This is a genomic window from Qipengyuania xiamenensis, from assembly GCF_019711495.1.
Taxonomy (GTDB): domain Bacteria; phylum Pseudomonadota; class Alphaproteobacteria; order Sphingomonadales; family Sphingomonadaceae; genus Qipengyuania; species Qipengyuania xiamenensis.
On record NZ_JAIGNM010000002.1, the window covers coordinates 132,717 to 148,936 of the forward strand.

The window sequence follows — 16,220 nt, forward strand, 5'->3', positions numbered from 1 at the left end:
AAGATGGTTAACGTTTCGTTTGGCCTGACCCGGCGCTTTGCGGGCCACTCTTGAGGACCCACCAGACAACCAGCGCCGCCAGCGCCCCGCCGGCAAGGTTCGCGACCAGTTCGGCGCCGTAGATCGCATCGGCGCCCCAGGCGCCGCGAAGCAGCCAGCCAAACGGCAGCATGACTAGGAACACGCGCGCCGCGCTCTGGGCGAGGGCGAAGGGCGCGCGATCGACTGCATTGAGCGCGCCATTGGCCGTGATCAGGAGGCCGAAGCCGGCATAGCCCCAGACCGAGATTTCGAGGTAGCGAGAGAACTGCGCGATCACCGCTTCATCGTCGGTGAAGAAGTCCGCGAACCAGTCGCCGAACAGGAACAGCACGAGTGCGGTCGTAATGCCGTATCCGACGCAGAAGAGACCGGCCCAGTACATCGCCCGGCGCGAGCGGTCGGCACGGTTCGCACCCCAGTTCTGCCCGACGATCGCACCGATCGACCCGGAAAGGGCGAGCAGGGGAACGACGGCAAAGCTTTGCAGGCGGCCCGCTGCGCCAAAGCCCGCAACGGCGTCTTCGCCCTGGCTGGCAAGCAGGGCGGTGAGGACCGAAAGGCCGATGGGATTGATCGCGTTGGAGAAGGCCGCGGGTCCAGCGACGCCGATGATTGCCTTGCTTGACGCGCCCAGATCGCATTCCCGGATCAGGGTGGGGTGGATGGCTATACTCGTCCGGCGGATGAAGAAGAGTGCGACGAGGATCGCGACCAGGAATCCTGCAATCGTCGCATAGGCCGCCCCGGCGACACCGAAGCCGTCGAAGCCGAAAGCGCCCGTGATCAGGATCGGGTCGAGTATCCAGTTGACCACCGAATAGGTGATCGAGATCATGGATACGTAACGCGCTTCACCCTGCCCGCGGAGCACACCCTGCAGGCCCATCTGTGTGAGCAGCACCGGCATGCCGAGCGAATAGGGCTGCATGTAGTCGCGGATCAGCGGCAGCAGTTCGTCGCTGGCCTGCATCAGGCGGAACAGCGGATCGAGCAGGAGGAAAAGGGCGAAGCCCAGAATGACGCCGATCGTCAGGGCGAAGACGACGCCGAAGTTCGCGCGCCGCTCGGCGCGTGCCTCGTCGCCTTCGCCAAGCGCGCGGGCAATCACCGAGTTGATACCGACCATGACACCGACGCCGAGGCTGGAGAGCGCGATGGTGATCGGAAAGATGAAGCTGACTGCGGCCAGTTCGGCCGAGCCCAGCTGGCCGATGAAGTATGCGTCGATCAGGCCGACCGACATGATTGCCGCGACCCCGATGATCATCGGTAGCGTCTGGGTGACGAGATGGCCGCGGATGCTGCCCTTGGTCAGTTTGGCCGTCTCGCTCATGCAAATGCGGCGCTAGCGGGGCAAGACGCGCTTGGAAAGCGTCATGTTGCTTCGTACTCCTTGCCGCACAGGGGGCGCTCGTGCGATAGAGGTTGCAAATAGAGACCCAAGGAGAGATCGCCATGGCAACGCAGATGAAGCCCAAGTTCGAATGCAGCGAAGAAGAGTGGAAGGTCCGTCAGGATCTGGCCGCCTGCTATCGCATCTTCGATCACCTCGGCTGGGGCGAAAGCATCTACAACCACATCTCCGTGGCAGTGCCGGGCGAAAAGGACACATTTCTCATCAACCCCTTCGGGCTTCTCTATGACGAAGTGACCGCATCGAACCTCGTCAAGATCGATGTCGAGGGCAACAATGTCGGCCAGTCGCAATACATGGTGAACAAGGCTGGCTTCACCCAGCATGCGCACTTCCACAAGCATCTCGGCGAGCGTGCGACCGCAATCTGTCACGTGCACACCACGGCCACCATGGCGGTGTGCAGCCACAAGGACGGGCTGGTTCCGACCAATTTCTATGCCTGCAATTTCCAGGGCCAGATCGGCTATCACGACTTTGAAGGCGTCACGGTGCGCCCCGAAGAGGGCGAACGGCTGGTCGAGAATCTCGGCAACCATTCGATCCTCATGCTGCGCAATCATGGTCCGGTGGTGATGGACAAGACCATTCCGGGCATGTTCCTCAAGATGTGGGCATTGCAGCGCGCCTGCGAAATCCAGGTCGCCACGCTCAGCCAGGGCGAGGCGAACATCGTGCCGCAGGAAGTGGTCGATGTGCACCAGCGCGACCTTCACGTCGTGGGCGACCAGGGCGGGGCAGGCATCTTCGATTTCGAGGCTTGGAAGCGTCGCGTGTCGAAGATCGACGACAGCTGGATGTCGTAAGGCCTCTCGACTTTCCAGCCGATTGAAGCGAAAGCACCGCCATGTCCCGCATGACGGTCAACGAACGTCCCATCGAATTCCTGATGGACCCGGAAACGCCCCTTCTGTGGGCGCTGCGCGATGCTGCCAACCTTACCGGCACCAAGTTCGGCTGCGGCGAGGGTGATTGCGGCTCGTGCATCGTGCATATCGACGGCGAACCCCTTCGCAGCTGCCTCGTCACGATCGCCGAGGCCGAAGGGCGGTTCATCACGACCATCGAGGGACTGTCGGGCGACCGGACACATCCCGTGCAGCAGGCCATGGTCGCCGAACAGGCGATCCAGTGCGGGTTCTGTACGCCCGGTATCGTGATGGCAGCTGCCGCGCTGATCGACCGCAATCCCGGTGCAAGCGAGGCGGAAATCAAGGCAGCGATCCCCAATATCTGTCGCTGCGGAGTCTATCCGCGGCTGGTGCGGGCCATCCAGCGTGCAGGCCGCGTCGCTCGCCGTCAGGAACGCATAAGCGCAGCACCTGCGCCGGGTATCAGCGCCGAGGATGCCGCACAGGACGTCCCGGCACTGAGCGCTCCCGAAGAAGCGCCCGAACGCGAATAGCCCCAAACGCAAAACGGCGACCCTTTTGGGCCGCCGTTTCGTTTATCGGGTCCGCTGCGCGGATCAGATCTCGAAGCGCACTCCGATGCGGGCGGTGAAGGGATCGCCCGGCTGGATGTTGTTGTCGCCATGCGCGCTCGGGTAATAATTCTCGTCGAGCAGGTTCTCGATGTTGAGCTGGATGCTCAGCTGTTCGCTCACCGTGTAGTAGGCGGCTGCATCGACGCGCCAATAGCTCGGCAGGACGACATCGTTCGAGAAGCTGGCGAACTGTTCGGACTGGTGGATTACACCCAGACCGAAGCCCAGCTGTTCCGACAGGTCGAAGCGGTTCCATGCGCTGATCGAATGACGCGGCAGCTGCTGCAGGCGCTGGCCGGCGGCACCGAAGGCGTTGTCGTTGAGGAGCTCGCCGTCGAGATAGGTGTAGCCGAGATTGGCCTTCCAGAAATCTGCGACTTCGCCGACTGCGCCGAGTTCGAAGCCTTCCGCACGGCTTTCGCCGGCAAGCACGGTCAGCGTCGGATCGGTCGGGTCGACTGCGCGGATGTTGGTGCGTTCGAGGCGGAAGATCGCCGCGGTCACGAGTACCTTGTCGAGCGGGGCCCACTTGGCGCCGATCTCGTAATTGGTGAACTTCTCCGGCTCGAACTGGCTGCGGTCGGGCGAGAGGACGAGGAACTGGTCGCCCGCCTGCGGCAGGAAGCTTTCCGCATAGCTGGCATAGATCGAGAGGTCGGGGGTCGGCTTCACGATCAGGCCGGCACGCGGGCTGAACTGTTCGTCGACCCGGTCACCCGCGACGCCGCCGATCAGGTCGAGCGTCTCGAGGTCGAAGCGATCCCAGCGCAGGCCGCCGACCAACTCGATGAATTCGCCGATCTGGAGCTGTTCCTGGGCATAGAAGGACAGGGTCTTGAGCTGGCTGTCACGCGAACGCGAGGTCGGATTGAGCGAAAACGCCGGAACGAAGATGACGTCTTCGAGAGCGGTTTCATTGGTCGTGTCGAAGCTGACGGTCTGGCGCGCGTTCTGCGTGTCCTGGCTGCTGGCCTCGACACCGAAGAGAAAGGTCGATTCCAGATCGCCGCTCTCGGCCTGCCAGATGGCATTGGCCTGGCCGATCCAGTTGGTACGCTCGGTCGTATCGCGATAGCCGCCCAGCGAAACGGTCGTGCCGTCGGTGCCGCCCGGAACGATGTTCTGGTAGGCCTTGTCGTAATCGGCGAACTGGAGGCTGGCATTGGCCGAAAGACCGCCGTTGAAGTCATGCTCGAGGCGAACGCGGCCGATGTGCACTTCGGCTTCGGAGAAGTTGAAATCGCGGTCGCCGAAGAAGGTGCTGTCGTAGCCGGTCAGCGGGCCACCATCGAGCGAGGGCACGCCGCGGTCGGTCACGCGCTCGTCATTGTCGTAGGTGTAGCTGGCGATCAGCGTGGTGTCAGGGCCGAGCGCTGCGGTCAGCGTGGGCGAGATGCCGATGAAGCGACCATCGTAGAAGTCGCGGTCGTTGTTGAATTCCTCATAGGTCGTGTTGAGGCGCAGCGCGAGATTGTCGGTCACCGGCTGGTTCAGGTCGGCGAGCAGTGCGAATGCACCGAAGCTGTCGACCGAGGCTTCGCCGCCGACAAATGCATCGGTCAGGTCTGCGCGTTTTGCAACACGGTTGATCGCGCCGCCACCCGCGCCGCGGCCGAAGATCAGGGCGTTGGCACCCTTGAGCACTTCGACACGCTCGATGTTGTAGAGCGAGCGATAGTACTGCGCATCGTCGCGCAGGCCGTCGATATAGAAGTCGGCCGTGGTTTCCTGGCCGCGGATGAAGACCTCGTCGCGGTGGCCTTCGCCCGATTCCATGCTGACACCCGGGACGTAGCGCAGGGCGTCATTGAGCTGGCGGATCGACTGGTCTTCGAGCTGGTCTTCGGTGATGAAGCTGACGGCCTGGGGGACATCGATCAGCGGGGTCGGGGTCTTCGTCGCAGTCGAGCCGTCTTCATTGTCGTAGCCGTCAGCGCGCTCGCCCGTCACCACGATATCGGTAGGGAGGTAGTCTCTCTCCGGCTGTGCATCAGCGGTGAGCGTCGAAGCCGCTGCGGGGGCGGCGAGGGCAGTTCCGGAAAGCAGAATTGCGAGAGTGGCGAAGGGCCTCATACGAATCTTTCTTATTGAGAATGATTATCAATTGCTGACCCCCTGCTATTGAGACCTATTCGCAATAGCAACCCTCAATCGCGATTTTCGGGATGAAAAAATCGCAAGAGCCGCTTTCACTCATCGCAACACCCGATTAGACGCACCGGCAAAGGAGACATCGAATGAAGGCCACCATCTGGCACAACCCGAAGTGCGGCACGTCTCGCAAGACGCTCGCCATTCTCGAGAACCTGTCGAAGGTCGAAGTCGAGGTGATCGAATATCTCAAGGATCCGCCGAGTGCGGAGAAGCTCTCGCAGCTCTACAAGGACGCGGGCATCACGCCCAACGAAGGCCTTCGTATCCGCGGAACCGACGCTGCCGAGCGCGGCCTGCCCGATGCCGATGCGCAGACCGTGCTCGATGCCATGGCCTCCGATCCGATCCTGATCGAAAGGCCCCTGGTCGAAACCGACAAGGGCGTCCGCCTTTGCCGACCGCAGGATACGGTCCTGGAAATCCTCTAACGCTTGTCGCGGGTAAGCTTCTTGTCCGCTTGCAAGGCCAGCCAGCCATAACCGAATACAGCGAGGCAGAGCGCCACGATAAGGCCGAAGCCGAGCCAGTCGGAGTGGTTATATAGCCAGACACCGAGCGCCGGGGCGTAGATGAAGCTCGCCCCGGCCACCGATGCGGTGATGCCTGAGGCCTGACCTTGCTCCGCGCGGGTTACGGCCAGAGAGGTGCCCGCCGTGCTTCCCGGGCGGAACAGTCCGAACCCCAGTGACGCAATGGCGTAGGCCAGCGCGATCGCGTGCAGATCGTCCGCAACGCCGAGATAAAGCACGCCAATTGCGGCGATCACGATCCCCGAAAGTGTTGCTGCCCGCGGACCCAGATCGAGTCGCGGTATCAGCCCCCACTGCGCCAGCAGGGTGGCGATCGCTCCGCACATCAGGACGAGCCCGATCGGCCCGGTACCTTCGGCGGGTGTCGCGCGAAGCCCGAGCCGGTCCAGCACGAGGAAGCCGATGATGCCGAGCACCATCGCCTGTGCGTGCCCGCCCAGCAGGCCGACAGTCACCCATGGCCGCAGGCGCGGTTCGAACCAGCGCAGCTTGTGCGGCTCTACCGCCTCTTCGTCCTCGTCCTCTTCATCGCGTTCGTGTGAAGATGTCGAACCGCCCGCATAGGGCGCGTCATAGGTCTGTCCGCGTGCGGGAAACTGCGGCTCGTCGTTCGGCAGCCTGAGGCGCAGCGTGACAAGTGTCGCGAGGCCGATCAGTGCAAAGATGATGAAGGGTCCGGTCAGTCCGACAAAGGGCAGGACCATCAGCGGTGCCAATGCAGGACCGATGACCGTGCCGAGGCCGAAACTCGACGCAATCAGTGAAAGCGCCTGCGTGCGTTCCGAGCGCGGCGTGCGGCTGGCGACATAGGCCTGCACTGCCGGCGGTGCAGCGCTCCCGAAGCCGCCATAAAGGCTGCGGGCGATCGCAAAGGCGATCAGCGCAGCCGTACCGCCAAGGACACCGACGAGGCCCAGCCACAGCGCGAGGCCGCAAAGCGCCATCGACGTGATGAAACCGATCATGCCAAGCGCCATCATGGCCTTGCGTCCGCGACGGTCGGATCGCTCCGCCCAAAGCGGTGCGCAGATCACCCACAACAATGCCGACCAGCTATAGGCAAGGCTGATCCACACGTCGTCGATTTCGAGGGCAGTGCCGATCGAGGGCATGACCGACTGCATCGCTGTATTGCCGGCCGCAGTGGTCAACATGACTGCAAACAGGAGCGCCATGCGCCCGCGCGGGATCGCCTTGCGCGGGGGCGCAGGCGGCGCTTCGGTCAAGACTGCTGGATCACGCTCCGACATGATGCCTGCGCTAGTCCTGCTCGCACGTGCTTGCAATGGGCTGGTGGGGCTGTCAGACCTTGCTGCCTGTCTTGGGTCGCACGAGGTAAGAGATTTGACCGGTCAAAACGGTATTGGCGCCATCGAACGCCGCAGTTTGAAGCAGAAGGCCGCTCGCCTGTTCGGGCAGTGGGGCGTATTCTTCAAGGGCTTCCTGGAAGAGCCGCGCATGGTCGGATCGATCATTCCGTCCTCGCGCTTCACCATCCGCAAGATGCTTGGCCGCGTGAAGTGGGACGAGTGCAAGGTGTTCCTCGAATACGGGCCCGGTGTCGGGACGTTCTGCCAGGAAGTCCTCGACCGGCTGCCCCGCGATGGCCAGCTGATCGTGATCGACACCAACCCGCTCTATATCGACTATCTCACCAAGCATTTCCGCGACAGCCGCTTCAGCGCGGTTCACGGCTCGGCTGCCGACGTCGAGGAAATCGTCAAGGCGCATGGTCACGACCATGCCGATTACGTGCTGTCCGGCCTGCCCTTCTCGACCCTGCCGGATGGCGTGGGACCTGCAATCGCTGCGGCAACCTACCGCGTGATCCGGCCGGGCGGCGCATTCCTCGTCTATCAGTTTTCCGCCAAGGCGCGCGACTATATGGCGCGCCATTTCGAGCGGATCGAGAGCGGTTTCGAAGCGCTCAACATCCTGCCGTGCCAGCTGTTCTGGGGCTGGAAAGAACCGAAGGACTGACCCTCAGGCTTTCGGCGCGCCGGTTTTCTGAAGCCGTACCAGCTGCATGTGGATCGCAGCCAAAAGGCAGACGATCAGCATGATGAAGAAGGCGTTCACCGCCGAGGATACGATCGTGGTCCCGAACAGCATGATCTCGGGCCCTGCGAGCGCGAAGATGAAGTTCACGATCAGCGAGAACACGGTCGACGCGATGATGAAGGCGACGAAGATCAGCGCATAGAAAGCGAAGAGGCGGAGGCTGTTGCCCTTCGTCAGCTTCCACGATCCGCCGAGCGCATTGATGGGGTTGCGAACCCCGTCGATCGCAATGATCGGCGATGTCATCGAGAGCTTGGTCAGGATGTAGATGAAGGCCACGAAAGCCGCGATTACGCCGAGAAACGCGCCGACGCTGAAGCCGATCGCGAGAGGTATGCCGATCAACAGGGTCGACACGAAAACGAGCAGCAGGCTCTGCAGGAGCTGTGCGATGAAATAGGAGGGGAAGGATACTGCGCCGGTCGTGATCGCATCGGCCACGGTCGGTTTGTCGCGATGTCGCAGCAGGGCAAGCATGGCCAGCAGGCCGATGCCCTGGACAATGGCAACGATGAGGAACACCCACCAGTAGTTCGTGTAGACCGCCATCACGGCATCGAACATCGCGTCGGAGCCCGGATCGGCCTGCATCTGGCCGAGTTCTGCGATCTCGGGGACGAACAGCATTAGGGCTGCATAGGGCACGAAGAAGAATACGCCCGCCAGGACGACCAGCAGCGCAAAATTGTCGCGCAGCAGCCGCGATGTGTCTTTCCATGCCGTGTCGAGATCGAATTTCATGCCGCTTTCCCTTCTGCCCCCTTGATAAGCGCAGCTTTGATCGCCACGCAATCTTCGATGACCCGGCAACTCCCCGAAAACATCGAATGGCGCACAGAAAGCGGGCAAGTGCCCTATCTCGATGCGCTGGCAGCGATGGAAGAGCGCAACCGGGCGATCTCTGAAGATGGCGAGCGCGAACTGATCTGGTTGCTCGAGCACCCGCCGGTCTACACCGCGGGTACCAGCGCCGATGGCGCCGAGTTGCTCGATCCCCGCTTCGAGGTGGTCGAGGCCGGACGAGGCGGACGCTATACCTATCACGGGCCGGGCCAGCGCATCGGCTATGCCATGCTCGACCTGAAGGAACGCGGCCGCGATGTCCGCTGCTTCGTCCATTCGCTCGAGGGCTGGGTGATCGCCACTCTGGGCGATATCGGGGTCGAATGCTGGCGCAGCGAAGGTCGGATCGGCATCTGGACGCGCGACGTCGACGGGCGCGAGGCGAAGATCGGTGCGATCGGCGTGCGCGTGAGGCGATGGGTGACGATGCACGGTTTTTCCGTGAACCTGTCGCCCGACCTGTCCCATTTTGCCGGGATCGTGCCCTGCGGGATCGAGGAATTCGGGGTTACCAGTCTCGAAAAGCTCGGGATCACACTTGCGCCGCAGGAATTCGATGAGGCATTGAAGAACCGCGCGGGCGACTTCCTCGACGCGCTGGATAAGAAGGGTTGCGCATTGCCATGAAGCGTCTCGTGAGTGTTCTGGCCGTATCGCTGGTGCTGGCTTCCTGCGGCAAGGACGCCGCCGAGGTAGAGGAGCGCAATGCCGACAGCACCGCCCGCGGCGAAGTGCTGGGCGGAACGATCAGCGACGACATGCTCCCGCTCGACACGGTGCAATCGCAATCGCCCCCGCGAGCAGGTCAGGATATCAGCGCTGGCGGCGAGGTAGACGAGACTTCGAGCAGCGAGCCGGATGCGCAGCCCGATCCGCAACCGCAGCCGGAACCCGAGCCTGTCGCCGAGCCGGTGTCCGATCCGGAACCCGAAACTGAAGCGTCAGACTAAGGGGGCAGCCCTATCCGGTGAGCGCCTTGGCCTTGGCCAGTTCGGCCTGCCCGACATAGCGACCCCTGAAAGCGATGCGCTCGGCATCGGGGTTGAGTGCAAACAGACCGACGATTTCGCGCGCTTCGGCGACCTCCTCCTGGCTGGGTCGGAACGCCATGTTGATGTCGGCCACCTGCGTATCGCTGATCGCGAGCATCCCTGTAAAACCGTCTGCCGCTGCCGCTTCTGCGGCGCGTTTCATGCCTTCCGGTTCCCGCAGGTTGCGGAATGGCGCTTCCAGCGCGTCGAGGCCCTGTGCATGGGCCGCCAGCAGGACCTGCGCCCGAACATGGGCGAGCGCATCGGTCCACAATCCGCCGGGGCCGCGCATCCGGCGCGCGCCGAGTGAGCGGGCAAGCGATGCTGAATCCCACAGGAGGCCGGAAACGCGTGCGTGCAACTCGTCCGCAAACTGGCTCAGGCGCAGTGCCGATGCGGCCGATCCGCCGACCTCGGGCACGATCCGCGTAGATCCTGTTTTCAGGCCGACGCGGCCTTCGAGCTCGTACAGCGCCGCTGCAAGTTCCTTGACCTGTTCGGGGCCGTGGCATTCGGCCAGGACGATCCCCTCGGGGGCCCCTTCGAGGGCGGCGGCGAGGTCCTGCCGCCACTCCATCCCGACCATCGGACCCACGCGGACCCAGCGGGCGAACTTGCGCGCAGCGACCAGCTGTTCGCGGTGTGACATCAGGAAATCGCGGGCAGCAAGACGGGTCTGCTGCTTGCGCTCTTCAGGGGCCGCCCGCGCCAGGTCGACAACAACTACATGCGCACCGGCCGTCGAGGCCTGCGTGAGGGCCTTCTCCTTGTCGGCTGGTGCGAGCAACCACGAGCGCATGCGAACGATTCTCCGGGCGGGTGTCCGACAGCGCCTTTCGCGCGAATCACCCGGCGGCAATATCGCTCGTCTTGGTTAGCATCGGGTAATCGATATACCCCTCCGGACCCGGCAGGTACCAGCTTTGCGGAACGTTTACATTGGGTTGCAGCTCTGCGCCGATGCGAAAACGGTCGGGCAGATCGGGGTTCGAGATGAAATCGCGGCCCCAGCTCACTGCATCGCAGCGTCCCGCCTCGATGTCGGCCACAGCCTGTTCGGGCGAATAATCGCTGTTGAGGACGAGGGTGCCCGAATAGAGCTGGCGGATCAGCGGGCTCTGCTTGGGCACTTCGGTCGCTCCGAATGTGCCGTCCGGACCCGGTTCGCGCAGTTCGAGGAAAGCAAGGCCCAGCTCTTCGACCACCTTGGCGGCAGCGCCGAAGGTCGCGGGCGGATCGCTATCGTCGCAGCCCTGCGTCTCGCCATTGGGGGACAGGCGTACGCCAACGCGGTCCGCGCCCCAGACATCGACCAGCGCAGTGAGCACTTCGCGAAGGAAGCGCGTGCGATTTTCGGGGCTGCCGCCATATTCGTCTTCGCGCAGGTTGGTGCTGTCACGCAGGAACTGGTCGACGAGATAGCCATTGGCGCCGTGTAGTTGCACGCCGTCGAAACCGGCCTTTTTCGCATTCTCGGCAGCATGGCGGTAATCGGCCACGACGCGCGCGATCTCGTCCTTCGAAAGCTCGCGTGACTGTTCGTAATCCTTGCGGCCCTCGAACGTATGTGCATGGCCCGGAGCCTTGGTGGCGCTCGCCGAAACCGGCGGATTGCCGCCGAGGAAGTCGGGATGCACGAGCCGGCCCATGTGCCACATCTGCAAGACGATCTTTCCGCCTTCCTCGTGCACGGCATCGGTAACCAGCTTCCAGCCTTCGACCTGTTCATCGCTCCAGATGCCCGGAGCTGCAGGCCAGCCGAGACCCTCGACGCTGATGCCGGTGGCTTCGGAAATGATGAGGCCCGCACCGGCTCGCTGGCGGTAATAGGTCGCCATCATCTCGTTCGGGATCGAGCCGGGCTGGGTCGAACGACCACGCGTGAGCGGAGCCATGAATATGCGGTTCTTCGCCTCGATGGCGCCAAACTTGAGCGGATCGAACAGTTTTTCGTGCATTGCGGCGAAGTCCTTTTTGGATGTCCTTGTGTGCGACAAGAGCTAGGGGGCGGTCATGGGAGAGACAAGCGCCACGGCTGACAAGAATGGCTTTCAGGCCAGTGCATGGCACTTTGCCGCGCTGATTGCCGGCAATGTCGCACTGGCGCTGGGCCCGTGGCTCGTACGCCTTGCGGACACGGGGCCGGTTTCCGCCGCCTTCTGGCGGCTCTTCCTGCCCATACCGCTGATCGCCTTCCTCGCGTGGCGCGGGAGGTCGCCCGGGAAGATCGACTGGCGGCTGGCGCTGCTGGTGATGGCGGCGGGCGTGTTCTTCTCGCTCGACCTTGCCAGCTGGCACATCGGGATCGAACAGACCCGTCTTGGCAATGCCGTTCTCTTCGGTAATTCCGGCAGCGTGATCCTGATGGTCTGGGGTCTTATCGCGCTGCGCCGTGCACCATCGTGGCGCGAAGGTGGCGGAGTGCTGGCGGCGATGGTCGGAGCGGCCATCCTCCTCGGACGTAGTCTCGAGATCTCGACGACTACCTTCATCGGCGATCTCTTCTGCCTTTTCGCAGGCGTCTGTTACGCCTTCTACCTCTTGCCGGCCCAGCGCGCCCGTGCGGTGCTGGGCCAGTGGAGCGTCCTGCTGCTGGTGAGCCTTGCGGCCTCGCCCCTGTTGCTCGGCATGGCCGTGTTCGCAGGCGAGCCGGTGTGGCCGGGCGAAGCGGGCTGGACGCCCGTGCTGCTGCTCGCCCTGAGCAGCCAGATCATCGGTCAGGGCCTGCTGGTCTACTCGCTGCGCCACTTCCCGCCGCTGATCATCGGCATGGCACTGCTGACCCAGCCGGCGGTGGCGGCGACTATCGGATGGTTGGTCTTCGGCGAGCTGCTGGTGCCGCTCGACATCCTTGGGATGGTGCTGGTCGGTACGGCGCTGATCCTTGCCCGCAGCAGCCCTCCGAGAGTGCAGCCGCGGCCGGAAGGCTGACTACCAGAATTCCCGGTTGAACTCGACGTGGTGCGCCTCGAACTGCTCAAGATCGGGGCCTTTCAGGCTCAGGCGGGCCTGAGCGGCAAGCTTGTCGGCTTCGTCCTTGAGGATCTTCTGCCTGCGCTCGTCCTTGATCGGCCCGGCAGCCTTCGCGAGCGTATCGAGCATGACTTCCGCGGCGATCGGCGAGGTGGCGACCGCGCTTCGGATCGCGCCGAAACCGCGCTTCACATAGTGATCGAAGTTGTCGGGAAGCGGAATGACCGGGCAGTCCTCCGCGTCCTCGCCGCAGATGTCCTTGCGCAAATCGCGCCGTCCGATTTCCGAAGTCGACGCGCCGAGCCAGTGCAAGGCCGTGATCGCGGTGAAAGGATCGTTGATACCAGGCGAAAGCGCCCGCAGCCCGATCTCTACCAGCTCGTCGAGAAGGAACTGCGGGTCCTGCTCGGGCGTGCGCGTCGATCCGAGAGTGAAACAGTCGCGCACCCGCTTCTCGATGTTTTCAGGGTCGCAGCCCTCGATCTCCATGAAGGGCATATCGCGGTGGACGAAGTCGCCCGTGCGGACCTTGAGGGAGAAGGTGCAGCCGCAATCGCGTGCGACGTCTTCCAAATCTTCGAAGTCGATCAGCTGGACATAGCCGGTCTTCCAGGCCGTCAGCGGTTTTCCGCCCCTGGGTTCGATCGCATCGGAAAACTCGTCCTCGACAGGGTAGGTTTCGCGGATGGCATCGAGCAGACGGCGGCCGATCCCCTCCAGCACCTTGTTGATGCGGATGGATGACGGGATGTGATTGAGGAAGAAAACGAGCACCGCAACGCAGAACGCCATGAGCAGGTAGGCAACCAGCAGCGATAGCTGCGGGGTGAATCCGGGGAGGGCGGTGGCGACGGCGTCTCCGCCGGTCGCGGGCGTCTCGTCTTCCGCACGCACTGCGCGCAGCACGATGAGCGCATAGACGAAGCTGCCGATGAAGGTGGCGAGACTGATCTGGTTGCCCCGATCCTCCATGAAGTTGGTCAGGAGGCGCGGGCCGTAATTTCCGCTGGCATAGGCGACCGCGGCAATCGTGATGGAGAAGACGGTCGAGGCAACGCCGATCATGCTGCCGGCCATCACCGTGAGCATGTCCGCCGCCCCCTTGGGACGCGACGGCACGATCCATTCGACATCGTTCAGGAATTCGGCAAAGCCGGAGCGGTCGAGCCACACCATGACCGAGGCGAGCACAGCGGCAAGAAGCGAGAAAAGCGCCGGATAGAACCAGTAATTGGCGTTCAGGCGCGCCCAGAAAAATCGCAATTCCGCTGTCATGAATGCCTAAACGCGCTTCCCGCCAAAGGGTTGCCTAGTTCGGCGCATGCGGCTGGTTCTGTGCTTGCTCCTGCTGCATTTGCGCATAGCTTTCACGCAGCACCTCCGCGATCTCGGCTAGCGAGATCGTGAAGACCCCACCATTCGCTTCGCGCCACATTGCAACACCTTCGCTGTGGTCCGGAAAATCCCGGTCACTCGACACGATCGATGTGACGCTCATGTCGAGAGTTTCCCGTGACACGGGGAGATGCTGGACCACATCATTTCCCGGGATCGACGAATAGTTCACGCCGATCATGGAGATGTGAAATACCTCCATCGAAGCTTCGTCAGGGCCAATGAATTCAATAGCCTGGATCTTGATCAAGGCGCCGGTGTCGGCCGGAGCGGTTTGAAACGCCCAAATCTGTCCGACTTCGTACTCTCCGCCCTCATCGGCAGCCAGCGGGCCGGCGAAAACGAACAGGAGAAGAAACGCACAAAGCTGGCGCATCATACCTTGCCCAGATCACCCTTGCCGATGGTGCCGCTGGCCATTTCGAGCATGCGGTCGAGGCTCTGCTTGGCCTTGAGGCGCAGGCCTTCCTCGATCTCGATGCGCGGCTCCAGCGTGTCGAGGCACTTGTAGAGCTTCTCCAGCGTGTTGAGCGCCATGTAGGGGCAGATATTGCAGCTGCAGTTACCGTCCGCACCGGGCGCGCCGATGAAGGTCTTTTCAGGCAGTGCCTTTTCCATCTGGTGGATGATGTGCGGCTCGGTCGCGACGATCAGCGTATCGCCCTCGAAAGTCTGCGCGAACTGGAGGATGCCGCTGGTCGAGCCGACATAATCGGCATGCTCGACGATGGTCGGCGGGCATTCGGGGTGCGCGGCGACAGGGGCATCGGGATGCTTCGCCTTGAGCTTGAGCAATTCGGTTTCGCTGAAGGCTTCGTGGACGATGCAGACACCCGGCCACAGCAGCATGTCGCGGCCGAACTTGCGGCTCATGTAGCTGCCCAGATGACGGTCGGGGCCGAAGATGATCTTCTGGTCTTCGGGGATCTGGCTGATGATGGTTTCGGCGCTGGAAGAGGTGACGATGATGTCGCTGAGCGCCTTCACCTCGGTCGAGCAGTTGATGTAGGTCAACGCGATATGGTCGGGGTGCTTTTCGCGGAAAGCCTTGAACTTTTCGGGCGGGCAGCTGTCTTCGAGGCTGCAGCCTGCATCCATGTCGGGCAGGACCACGATCTTCTCAGGGCTGAGGATTTTCGCAGTGTCGGCCATGAATTTCACGCCGCAAAAGGCGATCACATCGGCATCTGTTTCCGCCGCCTTGCGCGACAGTTCGAGGCTGTCGCCGACGAAGTCCGCCAGATCCTGGATCTGCGGGCTCTGGTAATAATGCGCGAGGATGATCGCGTTCTTTTCCTTGCGGAGGCGATCGATCTCGGCGAGCAGGTCGTCGCCTGTCGGAAGGCTGGTTTCGGCGGTCATGGTTCGTGTCCCGTCTGAATTGCTTTGAGGCGCTTATAGACGGAACGAGCCGGCTGGCGAGGGGGTTCCTTCCCCGATCCGACTTACATGGTGAAGCCGGGCGGCAGGAAGGCCTCCATCGGACGCTCGGCCCCCGGAGTACCGGCAATGACCTGCTCGGTAATGCCCATGCCGAACGATGTGTGAGCGATGGCGACCGAAATCGCGAAGACCGCAATATAGAGGCCCAGACCCCACCAATAGGCTGGATGCACGCGGCCCTGGCTGCGCTTGTCCGCGATCATGCCGATCGCCGGGAAGATCATCGTGCACAGAGTCGTGATGAGCCAGGCGTTGGGGATCATCAGCGGTAGCGGAAGCAGGCGGCCGAGCCCCGGACCGGTCAGGATGGCCATGCCGCACAACATCAGCCTGCGGTGCCAGCCTGTATAGCGGCGGCGGCGCAGCGCCCAGAAGGTCAGCCCGCCGAACAGCCAGACGAGCGCGGTATTGCTCCAGAGGAACTCGCTGACGTGGAAGAAAAACGGCCCGCCCGTGCGGCGTGCGACCACGACCATGATTACCGTGCCGAAAATCACCATCAGCGGCACCCAGAGATAGGCGAGCTTGCCGAAAGTCGCGTGGAGCGACCAGTTGCCGCTCGATGCGGTGAGATGCTGGCCGCAGTAGATGCCCAGCCAACTCATGAAGATCACGCCGTGGATGTGATAGGCGAGCGGAACGTCGAAACTCGACCGCCCCATCGCCAAGTTCACACTGAAACCGGCCACGATGATTAGCGACATGACGAAGGCCATGATCGTGAAGAAACGCGTGTTTCCGCGAATTGCATTATCCGGTGATGCGGCTGCCGTAGCCATACTCGTAACTCCCCCAAGAACGAGCGACCATTTTTCCATTTTCTTTTTGGGCTATTACCCCTGCCGCGC

The 16,220-nt window shown here is 62.8% G+C and carries 17 protein-coding genes; 7 read left to right on the forward strand and 10 right to left on the reverse strand.

Annotated features, from left to right (window positions below):
• Positions 1–7 precede the first annotated feature (7 nt).
• A complete protein-coding gene (locus tag K3165_RS08875; protein ID WP_221548538.1) occupies positions 8–1,375 on the reverse strand; it encodes an MATE family efflux transporter in 1,368 nt (455 codons plus the stop codon).
• A gap of 122 nt (positions 1,376–1,497) precedes the next feature.
• Between K3165_RS08875 and K3165_RS08880 the strand changes: the two genes are divergently transcribed.
• Both K3165_RS08880 and K3165_RS08885 read left to right on the forward strand, forming a co-directional pair.
• A complete protein-coding gene (locus K3165_RS08880; RefSeq protein ID WP_221548539.1) occupies positions 1,498–2,262 on the forward strand; it encodes a class II aldolase/adducin family protein in 765 nt (254 codons plus the stop codon).
• A gap of 41 nt (positions 2,263–2,303) precedes the next feature.
• Positions 2,304–2,861, forward strand: coding sequence for a (2Fe-2S)-binding protein (locus tag K3165_RS08885; protein ID WP_221548540.1), 558 nt, complete (start codon positions 2,304–2,306; stop codon positions 2,859–2,861).
• Between the two features lie 63 nt (positions 2,862–2,924).
• On the opposite strand, the gene K3165_RS08890 is transcribed toward K3165_RS08885, so the two are convergent.
• Entirely contained in the window at positions 2,925–5,015 is a 2,091-nt protein-coding gene (locus tag K3165_RS08890) for a TonB-dependent receptor (RefSeq protein ID WP_221548541.1), read from the reverse strand.
• Between the two features lie 164 nt (positions 5,016–5,179).
• Between K3165_RS08890 and K3165_RS08895 the strand changes: the two genes are divergently transcribed.
• A complete protein-coding gene (locus K3165_RS08895) occupies positions 5,180–5,524 on the forward strand; it encodes an arsenate reductase family protein (protein ID WP_221548542.1) in 345 nt (114 codons plus the stop codon).
• Here the strand turns inward: K3165_RS08895 and K3165_RS08900 are convergent.
• Complete coding sequence (locus K3165_RS08900) at positions 5,521–6,876, reverse strand: MFS transporter (RefSeq protein WP_221548543.1); 1,356 nt, start codon at positions 6,874–6,876, stop codon at positions 5,521–5,523. The two genes, K3165_RS08895 and K3165_RS08900, sit on opposite strands and share 4 nt — an antisense overlap.
• A gap of 94 nt (positions 6,877–6,970) precedes the next feature.
• On the opposite strand from K3165_RS08900, the gene K3165_RS08905 reads away from it, so the two are divergent.
• Positions 6,971–7,606, forward strand: coding sequence for a class I SAM-dependent methyltransferase (locus tag K3165_RS08905; RefSeq protein ID WP_247714051.1), 636 nt, complete (start codon positions 6,971–6,973; stop codon positions 7,604–7,606).
• Between the two features lie 3 nt (positions 7,607–7,609).
• On the opposite strand, the gene K3165_RS08910 is transcribed toward K3165_RS08905, so the two are convergent.
• Positions 7,610–8,428: a DUF7847 domain-containing protein gene (locus tag K3165_RS08910; RefSeq protein ID WP_221548544.1), complete on the reverse strand. Its 819-nt coding sequence runs from the start codon at positions 8,426–8,428 to the stop codon at positions 7,610–7,612.
• 57 nt (positions 8,429–8,485) lie between these two features.
• On the opposite strand from K3165_RS08910, the gene lipB reads away from it, so the two are divergent.
• Positions 8,486–9,157: a lipoyl(octanoyl) transferase LipB gene (gene lipB / locus K3165_RS08915; RefSeq protein WP_221548545.1), complete on the forward strand. Its 672-nt coding sequence runs from the start codon at positions 8,486–8,488 to the stop codon at positions 9,155–9,157.
• Positions 9,154–9,480, forward strand: coding sequence for a hypothetical protein (locus K3165_RS08920; protein WP_221548546.1), 327 nt, complete (start codon positions 9,154–9,156; stop codon positions 9,478–9,480). The genes lipB and K3165_RS08920 overlap by 4 nt, the downstream gene beginning before the upstream one ends.
• A gap of 10 nt (positions 9,481–9,490) precedes the next feature.
• Here the strand turns inward: K3165_RS08920 and K3165_RS08925 are convergent, their stop codons facing one another.
• Positions 9,491–10,360 (reverse strand): HpcH/HpaI aldolase/citrate lyase family protein, encoded by an 870-nt coding sequence (locus tag K3165_RS08925; RefSeq protein ID WP_221548547.1) that lies wholly within the window; start codon positions 10,358–10,360, stop codon positions 9,491–9,493.
• 46 nt (positions 10,361–10,406) lie between these two features.
• Entirely contained in the window at positions 10,407–11,519 is a 1,113-nt protein-coding gene (locus tag K3165_RS08930) for an alkene reductase (protein WP_221548548.1), read from the reverse strand.
• Positions 11,520–11,574: 55 nt separating this feature from the next.
• Between K3165_RS08930 and K3165_RS08935 the strand changes: the two genes are divergently transcribed.
• Positions 11,575–12,492 carry a DMT family transporter gene (locus K3165_RS08935; RefSeq protein ID WP_221548549.1) on the forward strand — a complete coding sequence of 306 codons (918 nt, stop codon included), beginning with the start codon at positions 11,575–11,577 and terminating at the stop codon, positions 12,490–12,492.
• Here K3165_RS08935 and K3165_RS08940 read toward each other — a convergent pair whose 3' ends face one another.
• The 4 genes from K3165_RS08940 to K3165_RS08955 form a co-directional block, all read right to left on the reverse strand.
• Positions 12,493–13,809 carry a DUF2254 domain-containing protein gene (locus K3165_RS08940; RefSeq protein ID WP_221548550.1) on the reverse strand — a complete coding sequence of 439 codons (1,317 nt, stop codon included), beginning with the start codon at positions 13,807–13,809 and terminating at the stop codon, positions 12,493–12,495.
• 34 nt (positions 13,810–13,843) lie between these two features.
• Entirely contained in the window at positions 13,844–14,308 is a 465-nt protein-coding gene (locus K3165_RS08945; RefSeq protein ID WP_221548551.1) for a hypothetical protein, read from the reverse strand.
• Positions 14,305–15,291, reverse strand: coding sequence for a quinolinate synthase NadA (gene nadA / locus K3165_RS08950; RefSeq protein WP_221548552.1), 987 nt, complete (start codon positions 15,289–15,291; stop codon positions 14,305–14,307). The genes K3165_RS08945 and nadA overlap by 4 nt, the downstream gene beginning before the upstream one ends.
• Positions 15,292–15,374: 83 nt before the next feature.
• The gene (locus K3165_RS08955; protein WP_221548553.1) at positions 15,375–16,151 is read right to left on the reverse strand and encodes a hypothetical protein; all 777 of its coding nucleotides are present in this window, start codon (positions 16,149–16,151) and stop codon (positions 15,375–15,377) included.
• Positions 16,152–16,220: the final 69 nt, after the last annotated feature.